Annotated in this window: 24 protein-coding genes; 14 read left to right on the top strand and 10 right to left on the bottom strand. The window is 70.3% G+C overall.

The features are described from left to right. The first annotated feature begins 74 nt into the window (after positions 1-74). Together ABZS66_RS13620 and ABZS66_RS13625 are read left to right on the top strand one after the other, a co-directional pair. Positions 75-605, top strand: coding sequence for a SigE family RNA polymerase sigma factor (locus ABZS66_RS13620; protein ID WP_354757432.1), 531 nt, complete (start codon positions 75-77; stop codon positions 603-605). Beyond that, positions 602-1,429, top strand: coding sequence for a hypothetical protein (locus tag ABZS66_RS13625; protein ID WP_354757433.1), 828 nt, complete (start codon positions 602-604; stop codon positions 1,427-1,429). The genes ABZS66_RS13620 and ABZS66_RS13625 overlap by 4 nt, the downstream gene beginning before the upstream one ends. A gap of 43 nt (positions 1,430-1,472) precedes the next feature. On the opposite strand, the gene htpG is transcribed toward ABZS66_RS13625, so the two are convergent. Next, the gene (gene htpG / locus ABZS66_RS13630) at positions 1,473-3,320 is read right to left on the bottom strand and encodes a molecular chaperone HtpG (RefSeq protein ID WP_354757434.1); all 1,848 of its coding nucleotides are present in this window, start codon (positions 3,318-3,320) and stop codon (positions 1,473-1,475) included. A 108-nt stretch (positions 3,321-3,428) separates the two neighbouring features. Between htpG and ABZS66_RS13635 the strand changes: the two genes are divergently transcribed. Then, positions 3,429-3,773, top strand: coding sequence for a YciI family protein (locus tag ABZS66_RS13635; RefSeq protein ID WP_354757435.1), 345 nt, complete (start codon positions 3,429-3,431; stop codon positions 3,771-3,773). Further along, positions 3,767-4,921: a sigma-70 family RNA polymerase sigma factor gene (locus ABZS66_RS13640; RefSeq protein WP_354757436.1), complete on the top strand. Its 1,155-nt coding sequence runs from the start codon at positions 3,767-3,769 to the stop codon at positions 4,919-4,921. Before ABZS66_RS13635 ends, ABZS66_RS13640 begins: the two co-directional genes overlap by 7 nt. Here the strand turns inward: ABZS66_RS13640 and ABZS66_RS13645 are convergent. Beyond that, positions 4,915-6,321, bottom strand: coding sequence for a DNRLRE domain-containing protein (locus ABZS66_RS13645; protein ID WP_354757437.1), 1,407 nt, complete (start codon positions 6,319-6,321; stop codon positions 4,915-4,917). The two genes, ABZS66_RS13640 and ABZS66_RS13645, sit on opposite strands and share 7 nt — an antisense overlap. Positions 6,322-6,442: 121 nt before the next feature. Here ABZS66_RS13645 and ABZS66_RS13650 point away from each other — a divergent pair, with 121 nt between their 5' ends. Next, entirely contained in the window at positions 6,443-7,408 is a 966-nt protein-coding gene (locus ABZS66_RS13650; protein WP_354757438.1) for a hypothetical protein, read from the top strand. Positions 7,409-7,433: 25 nt separating this feature from the next. Here the strand turns inward: ABZS66_RS13650 and ABZS66_RS13655 are convergent, their stop codons facing one another. From ABZS66_RS13655 to ABZS66_RS13670, 4 genes are all read right to left on the bottom strand, one after another. After that, on the bottom strand, positions 7,434-8,183 hold the full coding sequence (locus ABZS66_RS13655; RefSeq protein ID WP_354757439.1) for a CPBP family intramembrane glutamic endopeptidase: 750 nt from the start codon (positions 8,181-8,183) through the stop codon (positions 7,434-7,436). Positions 8,184-8,242: 59 nt separating this feature from the next. After that, positions 8,243-9,355, bottom strand: a complete 1,113-nt coding sequence (locus tag ABZS66_RS13660; protein WP_354757440.1) for a globin domain-containing protein — start codon at positions 9,353-9,355, stop codon at positions 8,243-8,245. Between the two features lie 174 nt (positions 9,356-9,529). Beyond that, complete coding sequence (locus tag ABZS66_RS13665) at positions 9,530-10,186, bottom strand: peptide deformylase (RefSeq protein WP_354757441.1); 657 nt, start codon at positions 10,184-10,186, stop codon at positions 9,530-9,532. A 72-nt stretch (positions 10,187-10,258) separates the two neighbouring features. Continuing rightward, positions 10,259-11,782 (bottom strand): peptide deformylase, encoded by a 1,524-nt coding sequence (locus ABZS66_RS13670; RefSeq protein ID WP_354757442.1) that lies wholly within the window; start codon positions 11,780-11,782, stop codon positions 10,259-10,261. A gap of 329 nt (positions 11,783-12,111) precedes the next feature. On the opposite strand from ABZS66_RS13670, the gene ABZS66_RS13675 reads away from it, so the two are divergent. Both ABZS66_RS13675 and ABZS66_RS13680 read left to right on the top strand, forming a co-directional pair. Next, on the top strand, positions 12,112-12,903 hold the full coding sequence (locus ABZS66_RS13675; protein ID WP_354757443.1) for an IucA/IucC family C-terminal-domain containing protein: 792 nt from the start codon (positions 12,112-12,114) through the stop codon (positions 12,901-12,903). A 79-nt stretch (positions 12,904-12,982) separates the two neighbouring features. Then, positions 12,983-13,495 carry an NUDIX hydrolase gene (locus tag ABZS66_RS13680; RefSeq protein WP_354757444.1) on the top strand — a complete coding sequence of 171 codons (513 nt, stop codon included), beginning with the start codon at positions 12,983-12,985 and terminating at the stop codon, positions 13,493-13,495. Between the two features lie 85 nt (positions 13,496-13,580). Here the strand turns inward: ABZS66_RS13680 and ABZS66_RS13685 are convergent, their stop codons facing one another. Beyond that, positions 13,581-15,725 carry a carboxypeptidase-like regulatory domain-containing protein gene (locus tag ABZS66_RS13685; protein WP_354757445.1) on the bottom strand — a complete coding sequence of 715 codons (2,145 nt, stop codon included), beginning with the start codon at positions 15,723-15,725 and terminating at the stop codon, positions 13,581-13,583. 227 nt (positions 15,726-15,952) lie between these two features. On the opposite strand from ABZS66_RS13685, the gene ABZS66_RS13690 reads away from it, so the two are divergent. The 5 genes from ABZS66_RS13690 to amcA all read left to right on the top strand — a co-directional run bounded on the left by ABZS66_RS13690 (position 15,953) and on the right by amcA (position 20,736). Continuing rightward, positions 15,953-16,306, top strand: a complete 354-nt coding sequence (locus ABZS66_RS13690) for a sterol carrier family protein (protein ID WP_354757446.1) — start codon at positions 15,953-15,955, stop codon at positions 16,304-16,306. Between the two features lie 192 nt (positions 16,307-16,498). Then, positions 16,499-18,058, top strand: coding sequence for an amidophosphoribosyltransferase (gene purF / locus ABZS66_RS13695; protein WP_354757447.1), 1,560 nt, complete (start codon positions 16,499-16,501; stop codon positions 18,056-18,058). A 96-nt stretch (positions 18,059-18,154) separates the two neighbouring features. Then, on the top strand, positions 18,155-19,309 hold the full coding sequence (purM, locus tag ABZS66_RS13700; protein WP_354757448.1) for a phosphoribosylformylglycinamidine cyclo-ligase: 1,155 nt from the start codon (positions 18,155-18,157) through the stop codon (positions 19,307-19,309). Positions 19,310-19,463: 154 nt separating this feature from the next. Further along, positions 19,464-20,555: a cyclophane-forming radical SAM peptide maturase AmcB gene (amcB, locus tag ABZS66_RS13705; protein ID WP_354757449.1), complete on the top strand. Its 1,092-nt coding sequence runs from the start codon at positions 19,464-19,466 to the stop codon at positions 20,553-20,555. Next, positions 20,539-20,736: a multiple cyclophane-containing RiPP AmcA gene (amcA, locus tag ABZS66_RS13710; RefSeq protein WP_238008284.1), complete on the top strand. Its 198-nt coding sequence runs from the start codon at positions 20,539-20,541 to the stop codon at positions 20,734-20,736. The genes amcB and amcA overlap by 17 nt, the downstream gene beginning before the upstream one ends. A 126-nt stretch (positions 20,737-20,862) precedes the next feature. Here amcA and ABZS66_RS13715 read toward each other — a convergent pair whose 3' ends face one another. Together ABZS66_RS13715 and ABZS66_RS13720 are read right to left on the bottom strand one after the other, a co-directional pair. Further along, on the bottom strand, positions 20,863-21,096 hold the full coding sequence (locus ABZS66_RS13715; RefSeq protein ID WP_354757450.1) for a DUF3073 domain-containing protein: 234 nt from the start codon (positions 21,094-21,096) through the stop codon (positions 20,863-20,865). A gap of 207 nt (positions 21,097-21,303) precedes the next feature. Further along, positions 21,304-22,362 carry a Glu/Leu/Phe/Val dehydrogenase dimerization domain-containing protein gene (locus ABZS66_RS13720; RefSeq protein ID WP_354757451.1) on the bottom strand — a complete coding sequence of 353 codons (1,059 nt, stop codon included), beginning with the start codon at positions 22,360-22,362 and terminating at the stop codon, positions 21,304-21,306. Positions 22,363-22,535: 173 nt separating this feature from the next. On the opposite strand from ABZS66_RS13720, the gene ABZS66_RS13725 reads away from it, so the two are divergent. Together ABZS66_RS13725 and ABZS66_RS13730 are read left to right on the top strand one after the other, a co-directional pair. Next, positions 22,536-23,375, top strand: a complete 840-nt coding sequence (locus ABZS66_RS13725; protein ID WP_354757452.1) for a hypothetical protein — start codon at positions 22,536-22,538, stop codon at positions 23,373-23,375. A 490-nt stretch (positions 23,376-23,865) separates the two neighbouring features. Next, complete coding sequence (locus ABZS66_RS13730) at positions 23,866-24,075, top strand: BldC family transcriptional regulator (RefSeq protein WP_033365012.1); 210 nt, start codon at positions 23,866-23,868, stop codon at positions 24,073-24,075. 107 nt (positions 24,076-24,182) lie between these two features. Here ABZS66_RS13730 and ABZS66_RS13735 read toward each other — a convergent pair whose 3' ends face one another. Continuing rightward, a complete protein-coding gene (locus ABZS66_RS13735) occupies positions 24,183-24,560 on the bottom strand; it encodes a PPOX class F420-dependent oxidoreductase (protein WP_354757453.1) in 378 nt (125 codons plus the stop codon). Positions 24,561-24,622 lie beyond the last annotated feature (62 nt).

The following is a 24,622-nucleotide window of genomic DNA, read 5'->3' on the forward strand; positions in this document are numbered from 1 at the left end:
GGTGCGGAAGTCGTGTCAAGGCATCAACCTTTCGGGGATCGCCGTCGTCTTTGTCCGCGACTGAAAGGAGCGCCATGTTGTGGAGCCGACGCTTCGACGGGCTCGACGCGCTCGTCGCGGAGCGGGGCAACGCGCTGCTCGCGACGGCCGTCCTGCTCGCCGGGGGCCGGGCGGCCGGCGAAGACCTGCTGCAGGCGGCCCTGGAGCGCCTGATGCGCTCGTGGGGCCGGGTCCGCGAGGACCGGGAGCGGTACCTGCGGCGGACCATGTACCACCTGGCCGTCGACCAGTGGCGCAGCCGCCGGCGCCGCGCCGAGGTGTTCATCACGTACGAACCCCCGGGCGCCTCCGACGGCACCGACGCCCTCGACCTGCGGGACGCGATGCGCCGGGCGCTGGCCCAGCTGTCGCCCCGGCAGCGCACCGTGCTCGTGCTGCGGTACTGGGAGCAGCTCACCGAGGCGGAGACCGCCGAGGCGCTCGGCTGCTCCGTCGGCACCGTCAAGTCGACCGCCTCGCGGGGCCTCGCCCGGCTGCGCGAGCTCACCGCGAACCGGGATCTGGAACTCACCCGGGAACACACCTCGAACGGAACGGGACGATGAACACCGACCTCGAAGCGCGACTGACCGAAAGCATGCACCACCAGGTCGACGGCCTCACACTGTCCGGCGACGTCCTGACCCGCGCCACCCGCCGGCACCGGCGGCGCAGCGCCGCGATCCGCCTCGGCTCCGTCCTGGGCGTGGCCGCGCTGGCCGTCTCAGTGGCCTTCGCCCTCGACCAGGGCCCGGCCCCCGACGCGACCGCTCCGCCGTCGCTGCGACTGGCCAACGCGGCCGCGGCCAGCGACGACATCAGCTACCGGCTCAAGCTGACGACCAACGGCCTCAGCTACGAGGGCGCCTTCGACCCGCGCACCGACACGGGCTACGTCCGGGCGCCGCAGGACGACTCGGTGATGACCGAACTGCTGGTCGACGGCACCCGGTACATCGGCGGCGAGCCCCCGCTGGACACGCTGCCGAGCGACAAGGGCCAGGGTGAGACCTACGGCCGGTACGGCCAGTACCCGGGCGTCTACGACCACCTGTCCCTCTACGGCGGCGGCGTGCTCGGCGCCGCGTCCCCCGACCCGGCGGCGCTGTTCGCGGCGCTGCGGTCGGCGGGGGCGACGGTCACCGAGAACGCGGACGGCTCGCTGCACTTCGAGTACACGACCCGGACGGCCGACGGCTCGACCGCCACGAAGGGCGACGTGACCCTGAACGCCGACGGGCGGATCGCCAGGGTGGCCATGACCGGCACCTGGCAGTCCACGGCGAAGGGCCGCCTGGACACGGGCACCTTCACCGCGACGCTGGAGCTGTACGACTACGGCCTGCCGGTCACCGTCGAGCGCCCGAAGGACGTCGTCCCGGCCAACTGAGCGGAGGTCCGGGAGCCCGCCTCGCGCGGGCCCCCGGAACCGGTCACAGCGTGGTCGCCAGGCGGTCGGCCAGGACGCGGGTGAAGCGGGCCGGGTCGGCCAGGTCGCCACCCTCGGCCAGCAGCGCCAGGCCGTAGAGCAGCTCGGCCGTCTCGCCGAGCTTCTCCGAAGAAGCGTCGGCCGTGTGCGCGGTGCGCAGGCCGGTCACCAGCGGGTGGGCCGGGTTGAGCTCCAGGATCCGCTTGGTGTGCGGGAGCTCCTGGCCCATCGCGCGGTACATCTTCTCCAGCGTCGGCGTGATGTCGTGCTCGTCGCCGACGATGCACGCCGCCGAGGTGGTGAGCCGGGACGTCAGCCGGACGTCCTTGACGTCGTCCGCGAGCCGGGTGCCGAGCCAGCTCAGCAGCGGCGCGAAGTCGGCGGCCTGCTCCTCGGGGATCTCCGACTCGCCCAGGTCGACCTTGCCCTTGGCGACCGACTGCAGCGGCTTGCCCTCGAACTCGGTGACCCGCTCGACCCACACCTCGTCGACCGGGTCGGTGAGGATGAGCACCTCGTAGCCCTTGGCCAGGAACGCCTCCAGGTGCGGGGACTTCTCCACCATGGCCCGCGACTCGCCGGTCATGTAGTAGATGTCCTTCTGGCCGTCCTTCATCCGCCCGACGTACTCCGCGAGCGTGGTCGACTCGGCCGCCGTGGACGTGACCCGGAGCAGCTCCAGCAGGGTGTCCTGGTTCTCGGCGTCCTCGAGCAGGCCCTCCTTCAGCGGGCGGCCGAACTCGGTCCAGAATGTGCCGTACTTCTCGGCGTCGTTGGTCTTGATGTCCTTGAGCGTGCCGAGCACCTTCTTGACCAGCCGCCGCCGGACCGCCTGGATCTGCCGGTCCTGCTGGAGGATCTCGCGCGAGATGTTGAGCGACAGGTCGTGGGCGTCCACGACGCCCTTCACGAAGCGGAGGTACTGCGGGATCAACGCCTCACAGTCGTCCATGATGAACACCCGCTTCACGTAGAGCTGCACTCCACGCTTGCCGTCGCGGGTGAACAGGTCAAAGGGCGCGCGGGCGGGGACGAAGAGCAGCGCCTCGTACTCGAAGGTGCCTTCCGCCTTCATGTGGATCGTCTCGAGCGGGTCGGTCCAGTCGTGGCTGACGTGCTTGTAGAACTCGTGGTACTCGGCGTCGCTGACCTCGCTGCGGGGCCGCGCCCAGAGCGCCTTCATCGAGTTGACCGGGTCCGCGGAGTCGCCGAGGCGGATCGGCCAGGCGATGAAGTCGGAGTACCGCTTGACGATCTCGCGGATCTTCCAGTCGGCGGCGTAGTCGAAGAGCTGGTCCTCACTGTCCTCCGGCTTGAGGTGGAGGGTGACCGAGGTGCCCTGCGGGGCCTCGTCCAGCGTCTCGATCTCGTAGGTGCCCTCGCCGCTGGACTCCCAGAAGGTGCCCTGGCTCTCCCCGGCCTTGCGGGTGACCAGGGTGACCCGGTCGGCGACCATGAACGTCGAGTAGAAGCCGACGCCGAACTGGCCGATGAGCTCCTGCGAGGCGCCGGCGTCCTGGGTCTCGCGCAGCTTGCGCAGCAGCTCGGCGGTGCCCGACTTGGCGATCGTGCCGATGAGCGACACCACGTCCTCGTGCGACATGCCGATGCCGTTGTCGCGGACGGTCAGCGTGCGCTTGTCCTGGTCGATCTCCAGCTCGATGTGCAGGTCGTCCGTGTCGACCTGGAGCTCCTTGTTGATCAGCGACTCGAGGCGGAGCTTGTCCAGCGCGTCGGACGCGTTCGAGATCAGCTCGCGCAGGAAGATGTCCTTGTTCGAGTAGATCGAGTGGACCATCAACTGCAGGAGCTGCCGCGTCTCCGCCTGAAACTCCAGCGTTTCCCTGCTCACCGAGATCTCCCTCCACACACACGGTTGCCAAAAGAATACTGACGCCCGTGTCGAATCCGGGCGGGCCCGTTCGTGTAGCGGGTAAGACTTCGGATGAAGGAGGCTGACATGCCGCACTACCTGCTGAGTGTCGTCGAGCCGAGCTTCGGCGACCCGCCGCCGCCCGCCGACCTGGAGAAGATCATGGCCCAGGTCGACCGGTTCGACCGGGAGATGCGCGAGGCCGGCGTCTGGGTGTTCAGCGGAGGTCTGCACCCGCCGGCCACCGCCAGCACGCTGCGCCCGAAGGGCGAGGACGTCCTGGTGAGCGACGGGCCGTTCATCGAGGGCAAGGAGCACCTGGGCGGCTTCTCGATCATCGACGTGCCCGACCTCGACGCCGCCCTGGAGTGGGGCCGCAAGGCGGTCGCCGCCACCACGCTACCGGTCGAGGTGCGCCCGTTCCGGTGGTGATCGAGGAGCTCTACCGCGCGGAGTACGGCCGCGCGGTGGCCGTCCTGACCCGGCTCCTCGGCGACCTCGACGCCGCCGAGGAGGCGGTGCAGGACGCGTTCGCGGCCGCCGTGCAGCGCTGGCCGGCCGCGGGCGTCCCGCCGAGCCCGTCCGGCTGGATCATCACGACCGCGCGCAACGCCGCGATCGACCGCCTGCGGCGCGAGGCGAAACGGACCGGCAAGCACGTCGAGGCGTTCTTGTCGCAGTCGCCCGGTGGGGAGGAGGGCCCGGTGCACGACGAACGCCTGCGGCTCATCTTCACCTGCTGCCATCCGGCGCTGTCGATGACGGCCCGCGTCGCGCTCACCCTGCGGCTGCTCGGCGGCCTGACCACCCCGGAAATCGCCCGGGTGCTGCTGATGAGCGAGCCGGCCACAGCGCAGCGGATCGTGCGGGCGAAGCAGAAGATCAAGGCGGCCCACATCCCGTACCGGGTGCCCCGCGAGGCCGACCTGCCCGACCGGCTCGGCGGCGTGCTGGCCGTCGTCTACCTGATCTTCACCGAGGGCCACGGCGCCGACCGGGCCGACCTGTGCGCCGAGGCGATCCGGCTGGGCCGGCTGCTGGCCGAGCTGATGCCCGACGAGCCGGAGGTGCTCGGGCTGCTGGCCCTGATGCTGCTCACCGAGGCCCGCCGACCGGCCCGGTTCGCTCGCGACGGTTCGCTGGTGCTGCTCGCCGACCAGGACCGGACGCTCTGGGATCGTTCGCTGATCGCCGAGGGGCACGGACTCGTCCGGCGGTGCCTGCGGCGCGACCGGCCTGGGCCGTATCAGATCCAGGCGGCGATCAATGCGGTACACACGGATGGGCCTTCCTCGGACTGGCGGCAGGTCGTTCAGCTGTACGACCAGCTCATGGCCCTGGCGCCCACGCCCGTCGTCGCCCTGCACCGGGCCGTCGCCGTGGCCGAGGTCGAGGGACCCTCGGCCGGCCTCGCGCTGATCGAGGGTCTCCCCTTGCAGCAGTACCACGTGTTCCACGCGGTCCGTGGAGACTTCCTGCGGCGACTGGGCCGCCCGACGGAAGCGGCCGCGGCGTACGCACACGCCGCGGCCCTCTCCCCGAACGAGGCCGAACGAAGATTCCTGACGTCCCGTCAGTGACAGCTGCCGGTGCCGCTGTCGTTGTAGGTCTTGCCGGACTGCGGGACGAACTGCCAGTCGTAGCTGTTCGCGTGCAGGGTGAACTTCAGGACGCCGAAGGTGTCGCTGTTGCGGGCCTGGCTGTTGGCCTGGATGGTGCCGAAGCCGTAATGGTCGGCGCCGCCCATGCCGGCGACGAAGCTGCGCAGGCCGCGGCTGTTGTCGAGGCCGCCCGTCGGGTTCATCGGGGCGAACCGCTCGTACTGGTGGTTGTGGCCCCAGACGACGACGTCGGCGTTGTAGTCGTACAGCGCCTGGTAGAGCGGCCGGGTCGAGGTCGACGGCGCGTGGTTGGCGCCCGACGTGAACAGCGGGTGGTGCCAGTAGGCCAGCGTGCACGGCTTGGTACTGGCGGCCAGGTCGGCGCGCAGCCACTGCTCCTGCGCCGAGCCGGCGGACATGCTCACGTTCGAGTTGAGCGAGACGACGTGCCAGTTGCCGAGGTCGTACGAGTAGTAGCCGCGACCCGACGGGCCGGCCTGCGCCCCGAAGTACGTGTAGTAGCCGCTCGCACCGGACGTGTTGTAGTCGTGGTTGCCCGGCGACGGGCGGGTCCGCGACTTGAACGCGCCCCAGGTCGGCGCGTAGTAGCTGTTGAACTCCGACGTGGTGCCGTTGTCGTAGACGTTGTCGCCGGTGGTGAACACCGTGCCGGAGATGCCGTTGACGAGCGCGGCGGTCGCCGAGTCGCCGGAGCCGGAGGTGGCGATGTCACCGGCCCCGACCAGCACCGGGTCGCCCGACGGCGGCGGCGAGGTCGTCGTCGGCGGTGTCGTCGGGGTCGTGGTGCCGGTCGTGAGCACCAGCTGCGGTGCGTCGGCGCCCGTCTCGCGGGTGTCGTAGTAGGCACCGTCGCTGTTGCTCGACGAGGCACCGAAGCTGAAGGTGCCGTTGCCCTTGACGACCGAGAAGACGTCGACCTCGTACCAGCTGTTGCTCGACACCGACCCGATCGAGCCGAGGCTCGCGCCGTCGAGGGCCGGCTGGTTGTTCCAGGTGGTGCCGGTCTCCGACCAGGTGGTGTTCGACACCGCCCGGAAGGTGCCGCCGGCCGGGCTGCCGGAGTTGCCGCTGATGGTGCGCAGCCGCAGCTTGGCGCCGGTGACGGTACCGCTCACGCCGGAGACGGTGAACCGCAGGAACATCCGGCGGACCGGCGAGTTGTCCACCACGATCTGGGTGGCGGTGCCGTAGTTGGTGGACGCCGCGTCGCTCTGGACGTAGGTGTCGGCGACCGGGGTGAACGTCGTGGTGGCCGCCGCCGCGGGAGTCGCGGCGGTGAGCAGCACCGTGGCGGTGGCGACCGCGAGCGTCGTGGCGGTACCCACGACGATCGGCAGCCGGAACTGGCGCAAACGCATGGGCGGGAATTTAGGTCCGCCGATGGACGGCTACCGGAAGCCGAAGTGAACGTTGGACATCGATGCCTGGTGTTCACCGGACGTCCGTCTGCCGGGAAGGATCGCCGTCGATCGTGTGCCGATGCTGTCCATGCGGGCCCGGGTCGCCGTCCTTGCCGGCGCCGTCGTCGTGCTGGGCGGTGGCGCGTTCGCCTACGTGCGCTCCGCCGCCGACCGCCCGGCGCCGCAGCCTTCCTTCGCGACGGTCTCGCTGACCCCGGGCCCGAGGCTGCTCACGGTCACCGACCGCCACCTGGCGGTCGTCCCGGCCGGCAACCCCGGCGGCGAGCGCACGGTATCCGCCGTCGAGTGCGTCCGGGCCTACGCGTCCGCCGGCACCGGGATCTGCCTGCGGCAGAGCACGCCGTGGGCCTACCAGGTGGTGGTCCTGGACGCGGACCTGCACGACCGGCGGGCGATCGACATCCCGGGCCTGCCGAACCGGGCCCGCGTCTCGGCGTCGGGCCGGATGGTGTCCTGGACGACGTTCGTCGGCGGCGACTCGTACACGAGCTCGGGCTTCTCGACCCGCACGGGCATCCTGGACACGGTCGGCGGGACCTACGTGACGACGCTGGAGGACTTCGCGATCACTCGCGACGGCCGCCCGTACCGCGCGGTGGACGTGAACTTCTGGGGCGTCACGTTCGCGGCCGACGACACGACCTTCTACGCGACGATGTCCACGGCCGGCCACCGCTACCTGGTCCGCGGCGACTGGGCCGCCCGCACCGTGGAGACCCTGCGCGACAACGTCGAGTGCCCGTCGCTGTCCCCCGACGGCACCCGGATCGCCTTCAAGCAGGCGATCGGCGGCGACCCGCTGAAGGGCTGGCGCCTGTCGGTGCTGACCCTGTCGTCGGGCACGGTGATCGAGACGGCCGAGCCGGAGAGCGTCGACGACCAGGCGGCCTGGCTGGGCAGCGCGACGCTGGCCTACACCCTGCGCCGCGGCGACGGCCAGCCGGACGTCTGGACGGTCCCGGCCGACGGCACGGGCGTCTCCAGGCTCCTCATCCCGGGCGCCGAGTCCCCGTCGCCCCTCTGATCGCCGCTGATTGTGGCAATCTGCCCTATGTGAGGAATCCGAGATGATCCTTGAGCAGGGCATATCCGACGAACGCCACGATGTCGAGCAGTGAGTGGGCGACGACGAGCGGCATGACCCGCTGGGTCCGCTTGAAGAAGTACCCGAACACCAGCCCCATCACGAGGTTGCCGGCGAACCCTGCCCCGAACCCCTGGTAGAGGTGGTAGGACCCGCGGACGACGGCGCTCGTGACGATCGCCGGCCAGCTCCCCCACCCGAGCTCCCGCAGCCGGGTGAGCAGGTAGCCGATCATGACCACTTCTTCGAGCACCGCGTTCTGGACCGCGGCGAGGATGAGCACCGGCACCGCCCACCAGACTGGCTCGAGCGCCGCGGGCACGATCTGCGCACTGATCCCGAGTTGCTGCGAGACCCACACGAGCGCGAGTCCGGGGATCCCGATCAGCGCGGCGAGTCCGGCCCCGGCCCCGAGGTCGAACCCCGGCCGCCCCAGATCGAGCCCGATGGTCGGCGGCGGCTCGGTCCGCCGCAGCAGGTGCACGGCGAGCAGGGCGGGCACCACGCCGAGCCCGATCCCGGCCAGCTGGTAGGCGAGGTCGAGCCACGGCCGGTCGGGCGTCACGGACGGGTTGAGCGTGGCGGTCTGCTGGGACAGCGGCTTGACGAAGGTCAGCCGGTCGATGATCCGCAGGATGGCGTAGATCGCCGACGCCCCGAGCGAGACGCCGAGCACCAGCAGGATCTCGACCCGTATGGCCCGCCGCTCGATCACCGGGCCACTGTAGCCGCCGACCCGGCGCGAGCACTCTCGCACGAGTGCCCGCGCCGGTGTCAGGAGTCACCGAAGACGTCGTATTTGATCCGGATCGCGGGGACCTGCGTCTCGGCCAGCGCGCGCAGCGTTGCGCGGACCATGGGCGGGGAGCCGGAGACGAAGAAGTCGTGGTCGCGCCAGGGCCCGTGGCGGGCGACGATCTCCGAGACGTTGCCGTGCTCGCCCGGGAAGTCGGGGTCGTCGGTCGTCGCGGTCACGACCGTGAGCCAGGGGTGGTCCGCCGCCAGGCGGTTCAGGCACGCCAGGTCGTAGAGGTCGTCGCGGTCCTTCGCGCCGAAGAAGAGGTGGACCCAGCGGGTCCGGTTGGCCCGGGCCATCTCCTCGATGAGGGCCTTGACCGGGGCCAGGCCGGTGCCGCCGGCGACGCAGACCACGTCCCGGGTCGAGCCGCGGTCGAGGGTCATCGAGCCCATCGGGGCGCCCAGGCGGATCATGTCGCCCACCTGCACCCGGCGGACCAGGGCCGAGCTCACCCAGCCGGCGCCGACCGCGCGCACGTGGAAGTCCAGGGAGCCGTCCTCGCGCGGGGCGTTGGCGACCGAGTACACCCGCCACAGCCGCGGCTGGTTCCTGCACTCGATGCTGAGGTACTGGCCGGCGCGGTACTCCAGCGGCTGCATCGGCCGGACCGTCATCACGGCGATGTCGCGGCTGCGGCGCTCGTGGTGGACGACCTCGGCGTGCCAGTACGGCGGGTTGGCCGAGTCGGCGTCGGCGCCGGAGATCATCCGGGCCGCGATGACCGCGTACGCGTCGCGCCAGGCCTGGTCGAACTCCAGCGTCCACTGGTCGCCGGCGAACGTGCGCAGCGCCTCCAGGAGCGCGCGCCCGACGATGTCGTAGTGCGCGGGCTGGACGTGGAACTTGCGGTGGTCGCGACCGAGCGACTCGAGGTACTCGCCGAAGCGGTCGGGATCGTCGACCGTCTGCACGGCAGTCACGATCGCGCCGAGCAGGCGGGAGCGCTGGACGTCCATCTGGATCGGGAACAGGTCCCGCAGCTGCGGGTCGTCGAGGAACATGCGCGCGTAGAAGTAGTTGGCGAGCTTGTCCTGCTGTTCCTCGACGAGCGTCCAGCTCTCCTTCAGTGATCGCGACAGATTGCTCATCGATGCCCTTCGCAGTTTCGACGTGGGAGCCGTCTGCGAAAGAGCGTCACTACCAGCGATGACCACGCATCGCACTGGATGTGCGACCACGCGTGCCGAGTGATGGATTTCCCTACGACGCGCCGGTCCGGAGCCTTGGACGTGTCGCACCGGCCGTCCGGCCGACGCGATCGGTCACGGTGTACGCGGAAGCGGCATTTCTGCCGGCGGCCGGCGTATCGGCGTGAACTTGCGGTACTCACCGACCGGGATCAGCCGGTCTCCGGCGTCGAGCAACTGGTGGTAAAGCACCCCGTCGAGATGGTCGACCTCGTGTTCGACCAGACGCGCCAGCGCATCTCGGAACACCGTTTTCCGGCATTCGCCGCCGAGGGTCTGGTGCCGGACGTGAATCCATTCCGGCCGGCGCACCTGACCGCGTACGCCGAAGAAGGAGAGGCAACCCTCGTAGTGTTTCCGGCCGCGCACCGGTAGCGGCTGGCTGGCCAGCACGACGGGATTGATGAGTACGACGAGGTCGGCCCCGTCGGGCGGCCGTACGATGGCCACCCGGCGCGGGATGCCGATCTGCGGCGCCGCGATGCCCATACCGCCGCCGAACGGGTACTGCGCCTCGACCCGGGCGGCCATCCGGCACAGGCTGTGCACGGTCTGCTCGGCCTCGGCCCGCTCGACCGGCAGGTCGTAGGGCGCATGGTCGGTGCGGGTGAGGATGGGCGAGGCGCCCAGCTGGCGGATGCCGAGCCCGGACATGAGCCGCACCAGATAGGCGCCGTCGGCGAGATCACCGGCGACGGTGCGTCGCGGCTCTGCTACTCGCCCTGTCGTCATCTCCGCACGATAACGGCTGAACGACGTTCCATTATTCATTCATTCATTTCGAATGCGAATCGAACGGAATCGTCATTCGGTGGCTGGCACCAGCGGGGCGTCCACCTCCATCCGGTGCAGGTACAGCCGCCCGTCGAGATGGTCGATTTCGTGCGCCACGAGCCGCGCGAGCGATCCGCGGTACACCTCGATGAAACGCGTGCCGTCGGAGCGTGAACTCTCGACCGTCACCGTGCGGGACCGGCGCACGAGGCCGCGGACGTCGTAGAACGACAGGCAGCCCTCGAACTCCTCGTCGGTCTCGTCCGACTGGTCGACCAGCCGCGGGTTGAGCAGCACGACCTGGTCCGCGCCGGGCTCGCCGGACCGGACCACCGCCACCGCCACGCTATCGCCGACCTGGGGGGCCGCCAGGCCCACCCCGCGCACAAAAGGGTGCAGCGCCTCGACCCGGTCGAGGGCCGTGGCCAGCTTCTCGACGACGTCGACAGCGCGCCCCGACTCGGCCGGCAGGTCGAGCGGGCGGACCGGCCGGTCCAGCACGTTCTCGCCGCGCTGGAGCACGCCGGCGTCGCGCACGGCGTCGGTGGACGACGACTGCGCGTACGGCGGCTCCTCCCAGTCGTCGGGCTGCTCGACGGCGCCGAGGGGCCGGGTGCCCCGGAACCGCCACTCCAGGCGGTACCGGTCGTGCAGCGCGGTCGTCTCGGTGTGCCACGAGAAGACCGCCCGGCCGTCCGCGGACAGTTCCTGGGTGATCGGGGTGCGCAGCGGCACCTCCTCGGCCGACAGCGTCGTCTGCACGCCCCAGACCACCGGGCGCATCCGCGCCGGGAACTCGACCTCGATGGTGAGCTGGCGGGTGGGCAGGCGAACCGAGCGCTGGAACCAGTGGCCCCACTTCTCGACGCTGATGTGCCACGAGTACGCGATCGTGGTCCGCTGGCCCGGGTACAGCGGGAAGCGGCCCTGCGCGTTCTCGAAGAGCAGCCAAGCCTCCTTGAGCGCGTCGCGGTCGGTCTTGGACCGCCACTCCATGGGCTCCCCGGCGCACGAGGCGACCAGCGCGAGCTCGTCCCAGGACAGCGGATGGTCGCGGTGGTGGCGGTTGGAGCGCGCGGGGTCGTCCGGGTAGCGGTCGACCGAGATCCGGACCAGATACCGCGTGATCGGTTCCGTGCCGGCGTTGTAGAGCGCACGGCGGACCGTGCACCGGTACTTGCCGTCGACGTAGGACAGCCGGGCGGTCTCCCGCTCCACGACCAGTCCCGTGCCGGGCGGCAGCCACTGGTCCGGGACGGGCGGGTCACGGCCCGGCAGCCCGACCCGGCTGCGGGCCGTGGCGCGCAGCTCGTCGTACTCCTTGTACCGCTGCCAGATGGCCCCGCCGCTCTGCAGAATCGCCTCCGCCCGGCGGGCGAAGTCCTCGGTGGGGCGGTGCCGGCGCGCCTCGACGTGGCTGACGTACGAGGCGTCGAAGCCCATAGCGGCGGCGAGCTGCTTCTTGGACATGCCACGATCCACGCGCCACCGCGCGAACTCCGCGACGAACGCCTCAGACGCCCGCTGCACGGGAGAAGAGTCGCTCGTGGTCATGTTCCGGCCCAGCCCTTACAGGGAGACGGCCCCTGTCCGGTTAGTGTCCCCGAGTCCAGCTGTTCACCACGCTCGGCGGACAGATTCCTGACAAAATGGTTGACAACACCGCTTCATCGGTCTTGATCAACCCCCGCCCATCACGACGCGTCGCGTCCGAAATCACCCACGGTTACGCCACATCTCGGACAATGGAGGGCTGGTTAGGCTTACCTAATCGCTGTATCGTGGGCGCTTGTCATGCACTTCTGGGGGTATCTGACGGTGGTGAGGATCGGACTCGCGCGCACCTCGCGTCGCCGTGCCCCCGTCGCGTTCGGCGACCCAACGTGACCGCGCTGATCAGCCGCGGCGCGCACCAGCCGCTGGCACCGGTCGTCGCCACCCTCACCGCACTCCAGGACCGCCACGGCGCGAGCTCGCTCCAGGGGCTGGTGCCCGGTCTCGTTGCCCTGACACCCGAGCCCGCGGGCGGCTGGTGCAGCGCGAGCGACCTCAAGGTGACCGACCTGCTGGCCGCCGCCGCCCGGCGCTGGCAGGCCCAGCCGCACGCCGCGGCCGCGCTCGCCTGGAAGTGCTACTCCTACTGGCTGGCCCTGCCGGCCGTCCTCGGCTTCGCGGGGTCCCGGCGGGTGCCGCTCATGACCCCCGACCACGTCCTGGTCCGCGTCTCCGACCACCAGCCGTTCCTGACCCTGGCCCTCCGCTCGCCGGTCACGGCGGTGCTGGCCACCGACCCGATCGTCGCGACCGACGCGCCCGGCCTGCTCATCGTCGAGGACGAGGAGGAGCTGCTGGGGGTGCTGCGCCGCTCGCTGGTCGACGCCCACCTGGACCCGATGCTCGACGACCTGCGCCGGCACGTCCACATCGGCCGGCGCACCCTGTGGGGCTCGGTCGCCTCGGGCGTCGCCTACGGCCTCTCCCGCGCGGCCGACTCGCTGCCCGGCCCGACGCTCGACATCGCGCACCGGCTGCTGACCGCGCTGGACGCCGACGAGCTCGTCGACCTGTCCGACCGCCAGGGCGGCGGCCTGGACATCCAGCGCCGCACCTGCTGCCTGGCCTTCACGCTGCCGACCCCGAAGGTCTGCACCACCTGCTGCATCCGCGGCCACTGAGCCCCGGCCGGGGGCGGGCCTTCCGCGGCAGTGCAGGATGGGGGTTGGCTCACGGGAGGGCCGAGTAGTGGAGCGCGAGATGTTCAGCAACGATGTCGCCCTGGAGGGTGAACCCGAGCGTGAGTTCCATCCGGGCATCGCCCGCCGGATGGCCCACAAGACCGTCGCCAGCGGCGCGCTGATCCGGGATCCCGACGGCCGCATCCTCTTCGTCGTGCCGAACTACAAGCCGCACCTCGACCTGCCCGGCGGCATCGTGGAGACCGGCGAGGCGCCGTCCACGGGCTGCCGGCGCGAGGTCCGCGAGGAGGTCGGTCTGGACCTGCCGATCGATCGGCTGCTGGTGGTCGACTGGACGCCCGGCCGGGGGCCGTGGAGCGATCAGGTGCAGTTCGTCTTCGACGGCGGCGTCATCCCGGCCGACACGCCGCTGCGCCCCCAGGAGTCCGAGCTCACCGATGTCCGATGGGCCCACCTGATGGAGGCCGACCTCCGCCCGTCGCTGCGCCGGCGCATCGAGCTCGCCCTGCGCGCCGTCGAGACCGACCGCACCCTCCACGCCGAGTTCGGGCACCTGCTCAACGGAGCGTGACGAGAACGACGCTGGCCGCGGGAGCGGTCGCCCGCCGGTGCGACGGCGGGCGACCGGCCCACGGCCAGCCGAGATGATGCGAAGGTCAGTCGTCGAGCCAGTCGAGCGAACGGCGGTTGCCGCCGCGCGGCGAGCGGGCGTCGTCGTAGTCGCCCCCGCCGTTGTTGCCGCCGGCCGGGCCGTAGCCGCCCCGCTGCTCGTACTCCCCGCCGCCGCCGTTGTAGCCGTTGCCGGCCCGCGGGGGCTCGGGCACCCGCTCGTAGCCGTCCCGCTCGTAGCCGGACGCCGGCTCGTAGCCGCCCCGCGGCTCGTAGCCGCCGCGCCCGGCGTAGGGACCGTCGTAGTCGCCGCCGCCACCGCCGTTGTAGCCGTTGCCGGCCGAGGGGCCGCCGGCGCCGTAGCCGCTGCCCGCGGAGGGGCCGTAGCCGTCGTTGTCGTACCCGCCGGCCTGCGGGCCGTAGCCGCCCTGCTGGCCACCGGCCGGGCCGTAGCCGCCGCGCCCGGCCGACGGGCCGTCGTAGCCGCCCTGCCCGCCGTCGTAGCCACCCTGACCGCCGCCCTGGCCGCCCTCGTAGCCGCCCTGACCGCCGCCGCCGTAGCCACCACCGGCCGAGGGGCCGTCGTACCCGTTCGCGCCGCCCGCGGAGCCGTAGCCGCCGCGCCCAGCCGACGGGCCGTCGTAACCGCCCTGGCCGCCGTCGTAGCCACCCTGACCACCCTGGCCGCCCTGACCGCCCTGGCCGCCGTCGTAGCCACCCTGGCCACCCTGGCCCTGCCCGCCGCCGTAGCCGCCGCCGGCCGAGGGGCCGTCGTACCCGTTCGCACCGCCCGCGGAGCCGTAGCCGCCGCGCCCGGCCGACGGGCCGTCGTAGCCGTTGTTGCCGTAGCCGCCGCCACCACCGCCGGGGCCCTCGTACCGCTGCGTCGCGTCCTCGTACCCGCCGCGCTGGTCGTAGCCGCCGCCCGAACCGTAGTTCTGGTCGTAGGGGTCGACCGGCGGCCGGGAGGCCGGGCCGTAGCCGCCGCCCGCGCTCGGGGGCGGCGCCGCCGCGAAGCCACCGGTGCGCGGCGGGGGTGCGCCATACGGGTCCGGGGGCACGTCGTCGAAGTTGTTGAACCCGCCGGGCCGCACGATCGCCGTCGCGTCGTTGGCCGCGGCACGGTTGACCATCGTCGGCGAGCCGACCATGGTGCGGTCGGCACCGGCCTGCGCGTACGCGGGGCGCTGCACGCCCGGGCCGCCGCGGCGCGGACCCGGCTCGTCGCCGGCCTCGTCGTCATCGTCGTCGCCCCGCCGGCGCAGCAGCAGGACGATCGCCACGATGCCGAAGATCACCAGCAGCGCGCCGAGTGCGATGAGGATCCAGGAGGAGAAGCCGCCACTGCCCTCACCGGACGTGTTGGTCGTGTTCTCCTGCGGCACGACACCGCCGCTGGTGGAGTTCTCCGGCGTCGCCTCACCGGCGGTGGGCAACGGCTCGGCGGAGGCGCTCGGGGCCAGCTCGACCAGGCCGATCTTCGGCATGGCCAGCGACCGCCCGGCGGCGCCGGATGCCGACTTCTCGCCGTTCTCATAACCCTCGAAGCCGGCGGTCACCTTGATGGTGCCGGGCGCGATGGGGTTGGACTCGGAGCCGGCGAAGCGGTACTTGCCGCTGTTGTCGGTCTGGGTCGAGCGCGTCTTGCCGGCGCCGTCCTCCATGACGACCTGGGCACCCTTGAGCGGATTGCCCGTCTTGGAGTCGGTGACCGAGCCGTTGACATCGGTCAGCGAGTTGGCGGCCTGTGTGGTGGGCGCCGCGGCGGGGCCCTTCAGGTTCACGGTGAAGCGGTTCTGGCCGACGCCGGGAGCGTTCACCGACCCTTCCAGACCGTTCATGTTGGTCCCCGGCTGCAGCGAGCTGGGGCTCTTCGCCCGGATCTGGAAAGTGATCTTGACCGTGTTGCCCGCGGTCACGCTGATGTTGGAGCAGGTGATCGTGGTGCCGCCACCAGCGCCGCAGTCGACGCTGCCGGGGATGTTGGTCGCGTTCACGGTCAGGTTGCCGCTGCCCGATGGCACGGTGACGGTGACGTTGATGTTCGGCTTCTCATCGCCACCGAATGTGACGTCGAACGACTTGGCGTCGCCCGGGTTCATGTCGAACGACGAGGCGGACACCTGCATTGTTGTGTCCGCGAAGGCCGGTGTTGCGACGGTGAGCAGACCACCCGTCGCGAGAGCAGCCACCGCCCCTGCCCGAAACAGCAGGGCTCGTCGGTGCGCAGTCACGTCCACACCCCTCCGGATCTTGACTTTCACCCGAGCTTCACTGCCGAGCATGTCTGTCTATGGTCCAACATGCGAGCGAGACTCGCCTTGCATGGTGCGCCGCAGCAAACTATGCCTTGTCCACAGGGGTCGGCGAAAGGCGGACGCTGTTGCGACCGTCCCACACCGGGTCGTATCGTCCCGTCATGTCCAATGCGCCCCGATATTCCGGCACGGTACGAGCCGTCCTGGATGTACTGGATGCCGGACAGGATCCTGACCGTCTGTTACTGCGCGATGCGGTGCGCGACCTTCTGGCCGACCTGCGGTCGCGCGTGCCCGGACGTTCGGTGGAGGTGCGCGTTCCTCCTTACGGCGCGATTCAGTGCGTCGAGGGTCCGCGTCACACGAGAGGTACGCCACCCAACGTGGTCGAGACCGATCCGATCACCTGGCTGGAGATCGCCACGGGTCGGAAATCGTGGCACGAAGCCGTCACGGCGGGGAAGATCCGCGCGAGCGGAGTTCGGGCGGATTTGTCCCCCTATCTTCCCTTGTAACTGGAGAAAACCTGCGGCAGACTGCCTACGAACAGCACGCAAAATGTGGCTCTCCGTCATGCCCGAAACCTCGCGTACACTGTTTCCCGCGACGGCGACCAGATTGCGGCGTCGATCAGCCGCAGGCCGACCAACCGCTACGGCCCCGGATCCTCTAGATCAGCCCAGGCAAACTGACGACAGGAGCGGCACGTGCCCCGAGGCGATGGCCGGTTGAGCCACGAGCTCGACCCCCAGCGTCCAGGTCCCCAGGACAAGTGCGGTGTGTTCGGCGTCTGGGCGCCGGGCGAAGAGGTCGCGAAGATGACCTACTACGGGCTGTATGCACTGCAGCACCGTGGTCAGGAAGCGGCCGGCATCGCGGTGTCCGACGGGTCCGGCGTGGTGGTGTACAAGGACCTCGGCCTGGTGTCGCAGGTCTTCGACGAGCCAACGCTGGCGAGCCTGCGCGGCCACATCGCGATCGGCCACGCGCGGTACTCGACCACCGGCGGTTCGACCTGGGAGAACGCGCAGCCCACACTGCGCTCGACCAGCCCCGGCGACGACCGCGGCGGCACCACGATCGCGCTCGCGCACAACGGAAACCTGGTCAACACCGCCGAGCTGGCCCGCCGCGTCGCCGAGCTGGGCGACCGCGACGTGATCAGCTCGACCAACGACACAGCGCTGGTGACCGCCCTGCTGGCCGCCCGGCCCGACCTGTCGGTCGAGGCCGCGGCGCTGGAGGTGCTGCCCACCCTGCGCGGCGCGTTCAGCTTCGTCTTCATGGACGAGGACACCCTGTATGCGGCCCGCGACGTCAACGGCGTCCGCCCGCTCGTCCTGGGCCGCCTGGAGCGCGGCTGGGTCGTGGCGAGCGAGACCGCCGCGCTCGACATCGTCGGCGCCAGCGTCGTGCGCGAGATCGAGCCCGGCGAGCTGATCGCCATCGACGAGCACGGCCTGCGGTCCAGCCGGTTCGGCACCCCGGACCCGAAGGGCTGCCTGTTCGAGTACGTCTACCTCGCCCGCCCCGACACCACCATCGTCGGGCGCAACGTGCACGCCGCCCGGGTGGCCATCGGCCGCACCCTGGCCAAGGAGCACCCGGTCGAGGCCGACATGGTCATCCCGGTGCCGGAGTCCGGCACGCCGGCCGCGATCGGCTACGCCACCGAGTCCGGCATCCCGTTCGGCCACGGCCTGATCAAGAACGCCTACGTCGGACGCACCTTCATCCAGCCGTCCCAGACGATCCGCCAGCTGGGCATCCGGCTCAAGCTCAACCCGCTGCGCGACAACGTGCGTGGCAAGCGGCTGATCGTCGTCGACGACTCCATCGTGCGCGGCAACACGCAACGCGCGATCGTGCGCATGCTGCGCGAAGCTGGAGCGATCGAAGTACACGTGCGCATCTCCTCCCCGCCGGTCAAATGGCCCTGCTTCTACGGCATCGACTTCGCCACCCGCGCGGAGCTGTTGGCCAATGGGCTCGACCTGGAGGGCATCCGCCGGTCCATCGGTGCGGACTCGCTCGGTTACGTGTCGCTCGGCGGCCTCGTCGCGGCGACCGAGCAGCCGGCCTCGCGTCTCTGCAGCGCCTGCTTCGACGGGGAGTACCCGATCGAGCTGCCCGCGGACAACGTGATCGGCAAGCACGTCCTGGAAGGTGTCGCGCGTGCCGCGGGGGCCACGCCGACCACGACCGACGGCGGCTCGGTGAGCTTCGCCGCCAGTCCGGGTGGCGCAGGCGCATTGCTGCGCCCGTGATCCACCCACCCGAAGCAAGCGCGGTGGCCGCCGCGAGGCAATCTAGCTTGATTTGGTCGGGGCCTTTCGGCTCTGGACCCGATCTAAGGGGAGAACGTGACGCACGTGGATGAGCGCGCCGAGAAGGCCGGTGAGACCGGCCAGGGCAGCACCCCCGAGCGGCAGCTGTGGACCGCCGGCAACGGCAGGAGCCGCCGACGCACCGTGACCTACGCGGACGCGGGCGTGTCGATCCACGCCGGCGAGAAGGCCGTCGAGTTGCTCCGCACCAAGGTGCACCGGACGCACCGGCCCGAGGTGATGGGCGACATCGGCGGGTTCGCCGGGCTTTTCAAGCTCGACCTGAAGAAGTACAAGAGCCCGATCCTCGCCTCCTCGACGGACGGCGTGGGCACCAAGCTCGCCATCGCGCAGGCCATGGGCATCCACGACACCGTCGGCATCGACCTGGTGGCGATGGTCGTCGATGACCTGGTCGCCTGCGGCGCCGAGCCGCTGTTCCTGCTCGACTACATCGCCTGCGGCGAGGTCGTGCCGGACCGGGTGGCCGAGATCGGCGCCGGCATCGCCGACGGCTGCCGCTACGCCGGCTGCGCGCTGCTGGGTGGCGAGACCGCCGAGCACCCCGGCGTGATGCGCCCGGACGAGTACGACATCTCCGGCACCGGTGTCGGCGTCGTGGAGGAGGACGCGATCCTCGGCCGCGACCGGGTCGAGGTCGGCGACGTGGTCATCGCCCTGCGCTCCACCGGCCTGCACTCCAACGGCTACTCGCTGGTCCGCCACGTCCTGCTCGGCGCCGGCCGGATGCGGCTCGACAGCGTCATCGACGAGTTCGGCAAGCAGCGCACCCTGGGCGAGGAGCTGCTCACCCCGACCCGCATCTACGCGAAGGACTGCCTCGACCTCATCAAGGAGGCCGACATCCACGCGTTCGCGCACGTCACCGGCGGTGGCATCCCGGGCAACCTGGTCCGCGTCCTGCCCGAGCACCTCGACGCGGTCGTCGACCGCGCGACCTGGCGCCCGCAGCCCATCTTCGAGCTCGTGCGCACCAAGGGGCGCATCGAGGACTCCGAGATGGAGAGCACCTTCAACATGGGCGTCGGCATGATGACCGTCGTCTCGGCCGAGGACGCCGACCGGTCGCTGGCCTTCCTGGCCGGCCGGGGCATCGACGCCTGGCAGGTCGGCGAGGTCATCGAGGGCACCGGGACCGTCCAGATGGTCGGTTCCCACACGCGCGGCTGACGAAGCGAACCGGCGGGGCGCAACCCGCCCCGCCGGAATGCGCGAGATACGCCTGTTTGATCATCCGGGGCTTACCGCGAGAGAGCATTGGACCTAGGCTGAAGCGACACGTCCCTATATCCAGGAGGAGGACGGGGCGGTGTCGTGGAGCGGCATGCGGGGAATCTCGCCGATCCCGGGTTATGTCGTGCTTCAGCCCACAACCCTGTGCAATCTCGACTGCACGTATTGTTACCTTCCCTTCCGTGCGCGTAACAACCGGATGAGCCCCGCGGTCGCCGCGGCGGTCGCCGAGTCGGTGAACCCGTGGGCGGCGGCCGACGAGCGCTTCTCGGTGGTCTGGCACGGCGGCGAGCCGCTGACCGCCGGCCGGGCGGCCCTTGCCGAGCTCATGGCGCCGTTCACCGGCGTCGAGCACCACGTCCAGACCAACGCCACGCTGATCGACGACGCGTGGTGCGAGTTCTTCGCCGAGCACCGGATGCGCGTCAGCGTGAGCGTGGACGGGCCGGCCGAGCTCAACGGGGACCGGGTGAACCGTGCGGGCTCCCCGGCGTACCGGAGCATCATCACGGGAATCGAGACACTCAAGCGGCACGGTGTGCCGTTCTCGGCACTCTGCGTGGTCAGCCAACCACGCGAAGGGCTGGCCGAGCGGCTCTACGCCTACTTCCTCGACCTGGGCTGCGACGTGCTCGGGATCAACATCGAGGAGCAGGAGGGCGTCAACGCCCGCGCGAACGCGTTCGGCGCCGACGCCGTCCGGGCGTTCTGGGCCGAGCTCGTCGCGGCCTGGCGGCGCGACCCGCGGATTCACGTGCGCGAGATCGAGTGGACGCTGCGGTACGCCGGCGCCGTGCTCGACGGCACTGCCGACGGCATCCTGCCGGCCACGCTCGACCCGATCCCGACGGTCGCCACCGACGGGCGGGTGTTCCTGCTCTCGCCCGAGCTCGCCGGGTTCACCGACCCGCGCTACGGCGACTTCTCCTCCGGCAGCGTGCTGACGACCCCGCTGGCGACGATCCTGGCCGAGGCGGCCACGTCGGCGCCGTGGGTGCCGGAGTATCTGCGGGGCGTCGAGGCGTGCCGGGCGAGCTGCCCGTACTTCGGGTTCTGCGGCGGCGCCCACGCGGCCAACCGCTACTTCGAGCACGGCAGGTTCGACACCACCGTGACGAATCACTGCCGGAACAGCAAGATTCGCCTTCTGGAGGGAGTGCTGGACCATGCCGGAGCACGCTGACCCGGTCACCGAGCGCGTCTACGAGGCCGCGAGCGGCCTTCGTGTGTTGCTCGAGGAGGCCGCCGCGGCACGGGCCGCCCGCGCAGAGGCGAGCGGAGAGGACGGCGCGAGCGCCGTCTGTGCCTGGAACCACTTCGAGAACATCCCGACGTTCTACAACTGGAACAACCGTCCCCGTTGACGGTCACCAGCTACGTCGAGACACCCGCACGTTGACCGTCGAGAGAACGGTGCAGCGTGCGGGTGTTTGCGACACGACTCGGGCACGTGGTTGTCCACGTGCCCGTGAGCCGGGTTGACCCAATGGTCAACGACCCCGTGAGCGCCAATCGTCGTCACTGGAGGGGTCGGTGTAGTTGCCGTCGTCCTCGTCGTCAGCCTCTTCGTCGACTTGATCGCCATACTCGGCGTAGTCGTCGCGTGACTTAGGGCTGCCCGACGCGAGCTCGCGCTGCAAAGCGTCGAGGTCGGTGTTGGGGGAGTGATACTTCAACTCCCTGGCCACCCTAGTCTGCTTGGCCTTCGCACGGCCGCGCCCCATGGCTCGACCCCCTCGCACAGAATTACGGGGCAGCCATTACCGGCAGGCCCCGACAACGTCAGGCATCTCTCGTGGCTCTTACGGTACATGTCGCGGGCACCTTTCGGCATCTCGCCCCTACCGACCATTTCGGTGGCGTTGCTTACCCGACCGGTCTGGTTGGGTAAGCACCACCGTCCCGCACTGGTCGTCACGGGCCCGCGACGGTCACACCAAGATGGTACGGAGCCGTCCGACCTCGGCCATCCGCCGTTCGGCGAGCCGATCGGCGGCGACCGCAGGAGGCACGCCCTCAGCGGTCGCGAGCTGCAGAATCTGCTTCGTGGTGTCGTAGATCCGCCCGGCCCGCTCCTTCGCTCGGGCAAAGTTGAAGCCCTCGATCTCGTCGGCGACCTGAATGACGCCGCCGGAGTTCACCACGTAGTCGGGGGCATAGAGCACATCGCGGTCGGCGAGCAACTTTTCCACCCCGGGGTGAGCCAGCTGGTTGTTGGCGGCTCCCGCGACGATCTTGGCGGTCAGCAGCGGGACGGTCTCGTCGTCCAGCGCGCCGCCCAGCGCGCACGGGGCGTAGACGTCGAGCTGCTGGCGGATCAGCTCGTCGCTGCTGTCGACCAGGTCGACCTGGGGGTACGTCGAGCTTGCCCAGTCGAGCGCGCGCGCGGACACGTCGGTGGCCACGACCGAGGCGCCGTCGTCGAGCAGGTGCTTGGTGAGGTGCTTGCCGACCTTGCCCAGGCCGGCGATGCCGACCCGGCGGCCGGCCAGCGTCGGGCTGCCCCAGCGGTGCTCGGCGGCGGCCCGCATGCCCTGGAACACGCCGTACGCGGTCAGCACCGACGAGTCGCCGGCGCCACCGTGCGACTCCGAGCGGCCGGTGACGAACCGGGTCTCCTTGGCCACGACGTCCATGTCCTGGACGTACGTCCCGACGTCGCACGCCGTGTAGTAGCGCCCACCGAGCGACTGCACGAACCGCCCGTAGGCCCGCAGCAGCGGCTCGCTCTTGTCCTTGTCCGGGTCGCCCCAGATGACGGCCTTGCCGCCGCCGAGGTCGAGCCCGGCGAGGGCGTTCTTGTAGGCCATGCCCCGCGACAGCTCGAGGACGTCGTGGAGCGCGTCCTCCTCCGAGGCGTAGGGGTAGAACCGGGTCCCGCCGAGCGCCGGACCGAGGGCGGTCGAGTACACGGCGATGATGGCGCGCAGGCCGGACTGCCGATCGTGACAGAACACGACCTGCTCGTGGCTGGTGGTGAAGACACCCATGGATGCTCCTGAGGTGTTCCCGCGCCGTCCTCGTGAGACGGCGCCTGGCTGAGGTGCGGTGATCCGACCCTAATACCCCAGGATGATTTTGGTCGGGGCCTGTCGGCTCCGGATCCGGCCTTACCCCGCGGGCGGCTTCGCGCCGTTCGGCCGTTTCGTGCGACGATCGGCGCGTGCCGTCGCTCTTCGCGTCATACCTGCGGGTGTACGAGCCGCTGGCCGCCTTCGACCGCGACCACCAGTTGTACTGGCGTCGCTACGTGAAGGAGGGTCGTGCGGTCGCGCTCTCGGACGGCCCCGGCCGTCAGCGCACCGCGGTCCTGGAGGCCCTCGGTGCCGGCTGGACGCGCCTGCCCGACCTGCCGGACGATGCCTACGTGCTGGAGGCGGACGACACGCTCCTGGTCTGTCCGTGGAACCTGCGCATCCGGGTGGCCGAGGCGGCGCTCACGGCCCGCGACGGTGTTCCCAGCGTCATTGCCGACGCATTTGTACCGCCGGTGCTGGCCGGCCTGGCGCAGACCATCGTCGACGACTGGCGCAGCGGCGACCACGTCCTGGAGCGGGGCCTGCCCCGCGTGCACGAACAGGTCGCCACCTGGGGCGTCCCGTTGCGCTGGTTCGTCTTCGTCGACCTGGAGGAGCGCGAGCTCTCGCTGCGCCCCGGCCGGCGCGTGCTGCGCTACCGCACCGAGATCTCGAAGGCCCGCCGGCGCGCCCACCGGGCCTATGCCGTGCTGCGCAGAGCCATAGGAGACGCGCCGATCACGGTGGCCGTGGAGGAGACGGCGCGGTGGCTGGAGGAGTTCCACTCCCGCTCGATCGTCGAACTGGACTACGGCGGCCTCGTGCACCTGATGTCGGACGACGCCCTCGCCACGGACGACTCGCCGGGCCTGGTGTCGGCGGGGCTGTCGAACGTGGCCCGCGGCGACGCCGACGCGGCCACCGAGGTGTACGAGAAGCTCGTCGAGCGCTGGCGTGCCGTCCAACTTCTGGAGCGCTGCAACTAGGGCGGACGCCACCAATTCGGGTGATTCGTTGAGTTGATCGCGCTGCGTAGCGAGAGAAATTCGCACGGCTCGCAGGGGATCGTCACGCATAAGCCGGAGCGGCCGAGCGCTCGTGGCGACCGTGCCAAGTGCGGGTTCCACGGACGTAAATGTCCGGTTTCCGGGACACCCGATCGAGTGTCACCCTCAGCAACCGAATCGCTCCCCGACGACGTCCGTTATGACGCATTGGACAGTCTTTGTGAGCTACCCATCACTGAATGGGTGAGCTAAATTCGTATCGGATCACTCACCCAGCGTTGCAATCGGTCACCCTTTATCCCATTTCGTAGTAGCAAAACGGGAAAATTCACTTATTCATCATCCGTCCATACAGGGACCTTCAGCCGTTCGGCCCATGTCGGACATCGGGGACTAGCCGGACCATAGGAAACGCGTCGGCCGGCGGGACCCCGTCCGACGTTCCTGGGTACCTGTGGAGGAGTGACCGATGCCATCTCGCACGCATGAACCTGAGCCGTTGCTAACGCCGGCTGAGGTCGCGTCGATGTTCCGCGTCGACCCGAAGACCGTCACCCGTTGGGCGAAGGCGGGCAAGCTCAGCGCTATCCGGACACTCGGTGGCCACCGGCGCTACCGCGAGTCTGAGGTGCGGGCCCTACTCCAGGGCCAAATCCCTCAGCAGCGCCAGGGCGACTGAAGCAAGACAGTACATCGCCCCGCTCCCTGGTGCCAAACGACACGCTTGTATCCGCAACGCGCTCGGATCGTCACCCCCCGGCGGTCCGAGCGCGTTGCTGTATGCGGTCACACCAGCGTGATCCGGACCCCGACCGTCGCGGCCTCGCCGCGCCGGCGGATGCTCATCCACACGAACATCCGGCCCCGGAGCCCGTACTTCCGCTTGATGAGCTCGCGCGCCCTGCGCCCGCCCTCCGGGCCGAGCACCGTCGCCTGCCCCTTGACGGCGGGCCCTCGGGGCACGCCACGAACGTTGCACGGCGCCACGGTCACCGAACCGTCGCGGCGCATGCGCTTGACCTTTCCGGACGCGCCTACCGTCCAGATCAGCAGCGCGTCGTCGTCACGCACGACCCACACCGGTGTGGGTACCGGCGTACCGTCCCTGCGAAATGTCGTCACCAGGATGTACTCTGCCTCGCCGAGTTCGTCCAGCACGCTCATACGGCACACCATCGGGCCATCACACGCAAGGGTGATGAAAGGCTAGTCTGATGGTCCAGCCC

The sequence above is a fragment of the Dactylosporangium sp. NPDC005572 genome (assembly GCF_040605515.1).
Lineage (GTDB): Bacteria > Actinomycetota > Actinomycetes > Mycobacteriales > Micromonosporaceae > Dactylosporangium.

Coding starts and splice junctions, on each gene's coding strand:
- ABZS66_RS13670 (WP_354757442.1), bottom strand. CDS start 11,782: ATGACCACGAGCGACTCTTCTCCCGTGCAGCGGGCGTCTGAGGCGTTC.
- ABZS66_RS13645 (WP_354757437.1), bottom strand. CDS start 6,321: ATGCGTTTGCGCCAGTTCCGGCTGCCGATCGTCGTGGGTACCGCCACG.
- ABZS66_RS13720 (WP_354757451.1), bottom strand. CDS start 22,362: ATGGGTGTCTTCACCACCAGCCACGAGCAGGTCGTGTTCTGTCACGAT.
- ABZS66_RS13650 (WP_354757438.1), top strand. CDS start 6,443: ATGCTGTCCATGCGGGCCCGGGTCGCCGTCCTTGCCGGCGCCGTCGTC.
- ABZS66_RS13730 (WP_033365012.1), top strand. CDS start 23,866: ATGCCATCTCGCACGCATGAACCTGAGCCGTTGCTAACGCCGGCTGAG.
- amcB (WP_354757449.1), top strand. CDS start 19,464: ATGCGGGGAATCTCGCCGATCCCGGGTTATGTCGTGCTTCAGCCCACA.
- ABZS66_RS13715 (WP_354757450.1), bottom strand. CDS start 21,096: ATGGGGCGCGGCCGTGCGAAGGCCAAGCAGACTAGGGTGGCCAGGGAG.
- ABZS66_RS13665 (WP_354757441.1), bottom strand. CDS start 10,186: ATGACGACAGGGCGAGTAGCAGAGCCGCGACGCACCGTCGCCGGTGAT.
- ABZS66_RS13625 (WP_354757433.1), top strand. CDS start 602: ATGAACACCGACCTCGAAGCGCGACTGACCGAAAGCATGCACCACCAG.
- ABZS66_RS13690 (WP_354757446.1), top strand. CDS start 15,953: ATGTCCAATGCGCCCCGATATTCCGGCACGGTACGAGCCGTCCTGGAT.
- ABZS66_RS13620 (WP_354757432.1), top strand. CDS start 75: ATGTTGTGGAGCCGACGCTTCGACGGGCTCGACGCGCTCGTCGCGGAG.
- ABZS66_RS13680 (WP_354757444.1), top strand. CDS start 12,983: ATGTTCAGCAACGATGTCGCCCTGGAGGGTGAACCCGAGCGTGAGTTC.
- ABZS66_RS13635 (WP_354757435.1), top strand. CDS start 3,429: ATGCCGCACTACCTGCTGAGTGTCGTCGAGCCGAGCTTCGGCGACCCG.
- amcA (WP_238008284.1), top strand. CDS start 20,539: ATGCCGGAGCACGCTGACCCGGTCACCGAGCGCGTCTACGAGGCCGCG.
- ABZS66_RS13660 (WP_354757440.1), bottom strand. CDS start 9,355: ATGAGCAATCTGTCGCGATCACTGAAGGAGAGCTGGACGCTCGTCGAG.
- ABZS66_RS13735 (WP_354757453.1), bottom strand. CDS start 24,560: ATGAGCGTGCTGGACGAACTCGGCGAGGCAGAGTACATCCTGGTGACG.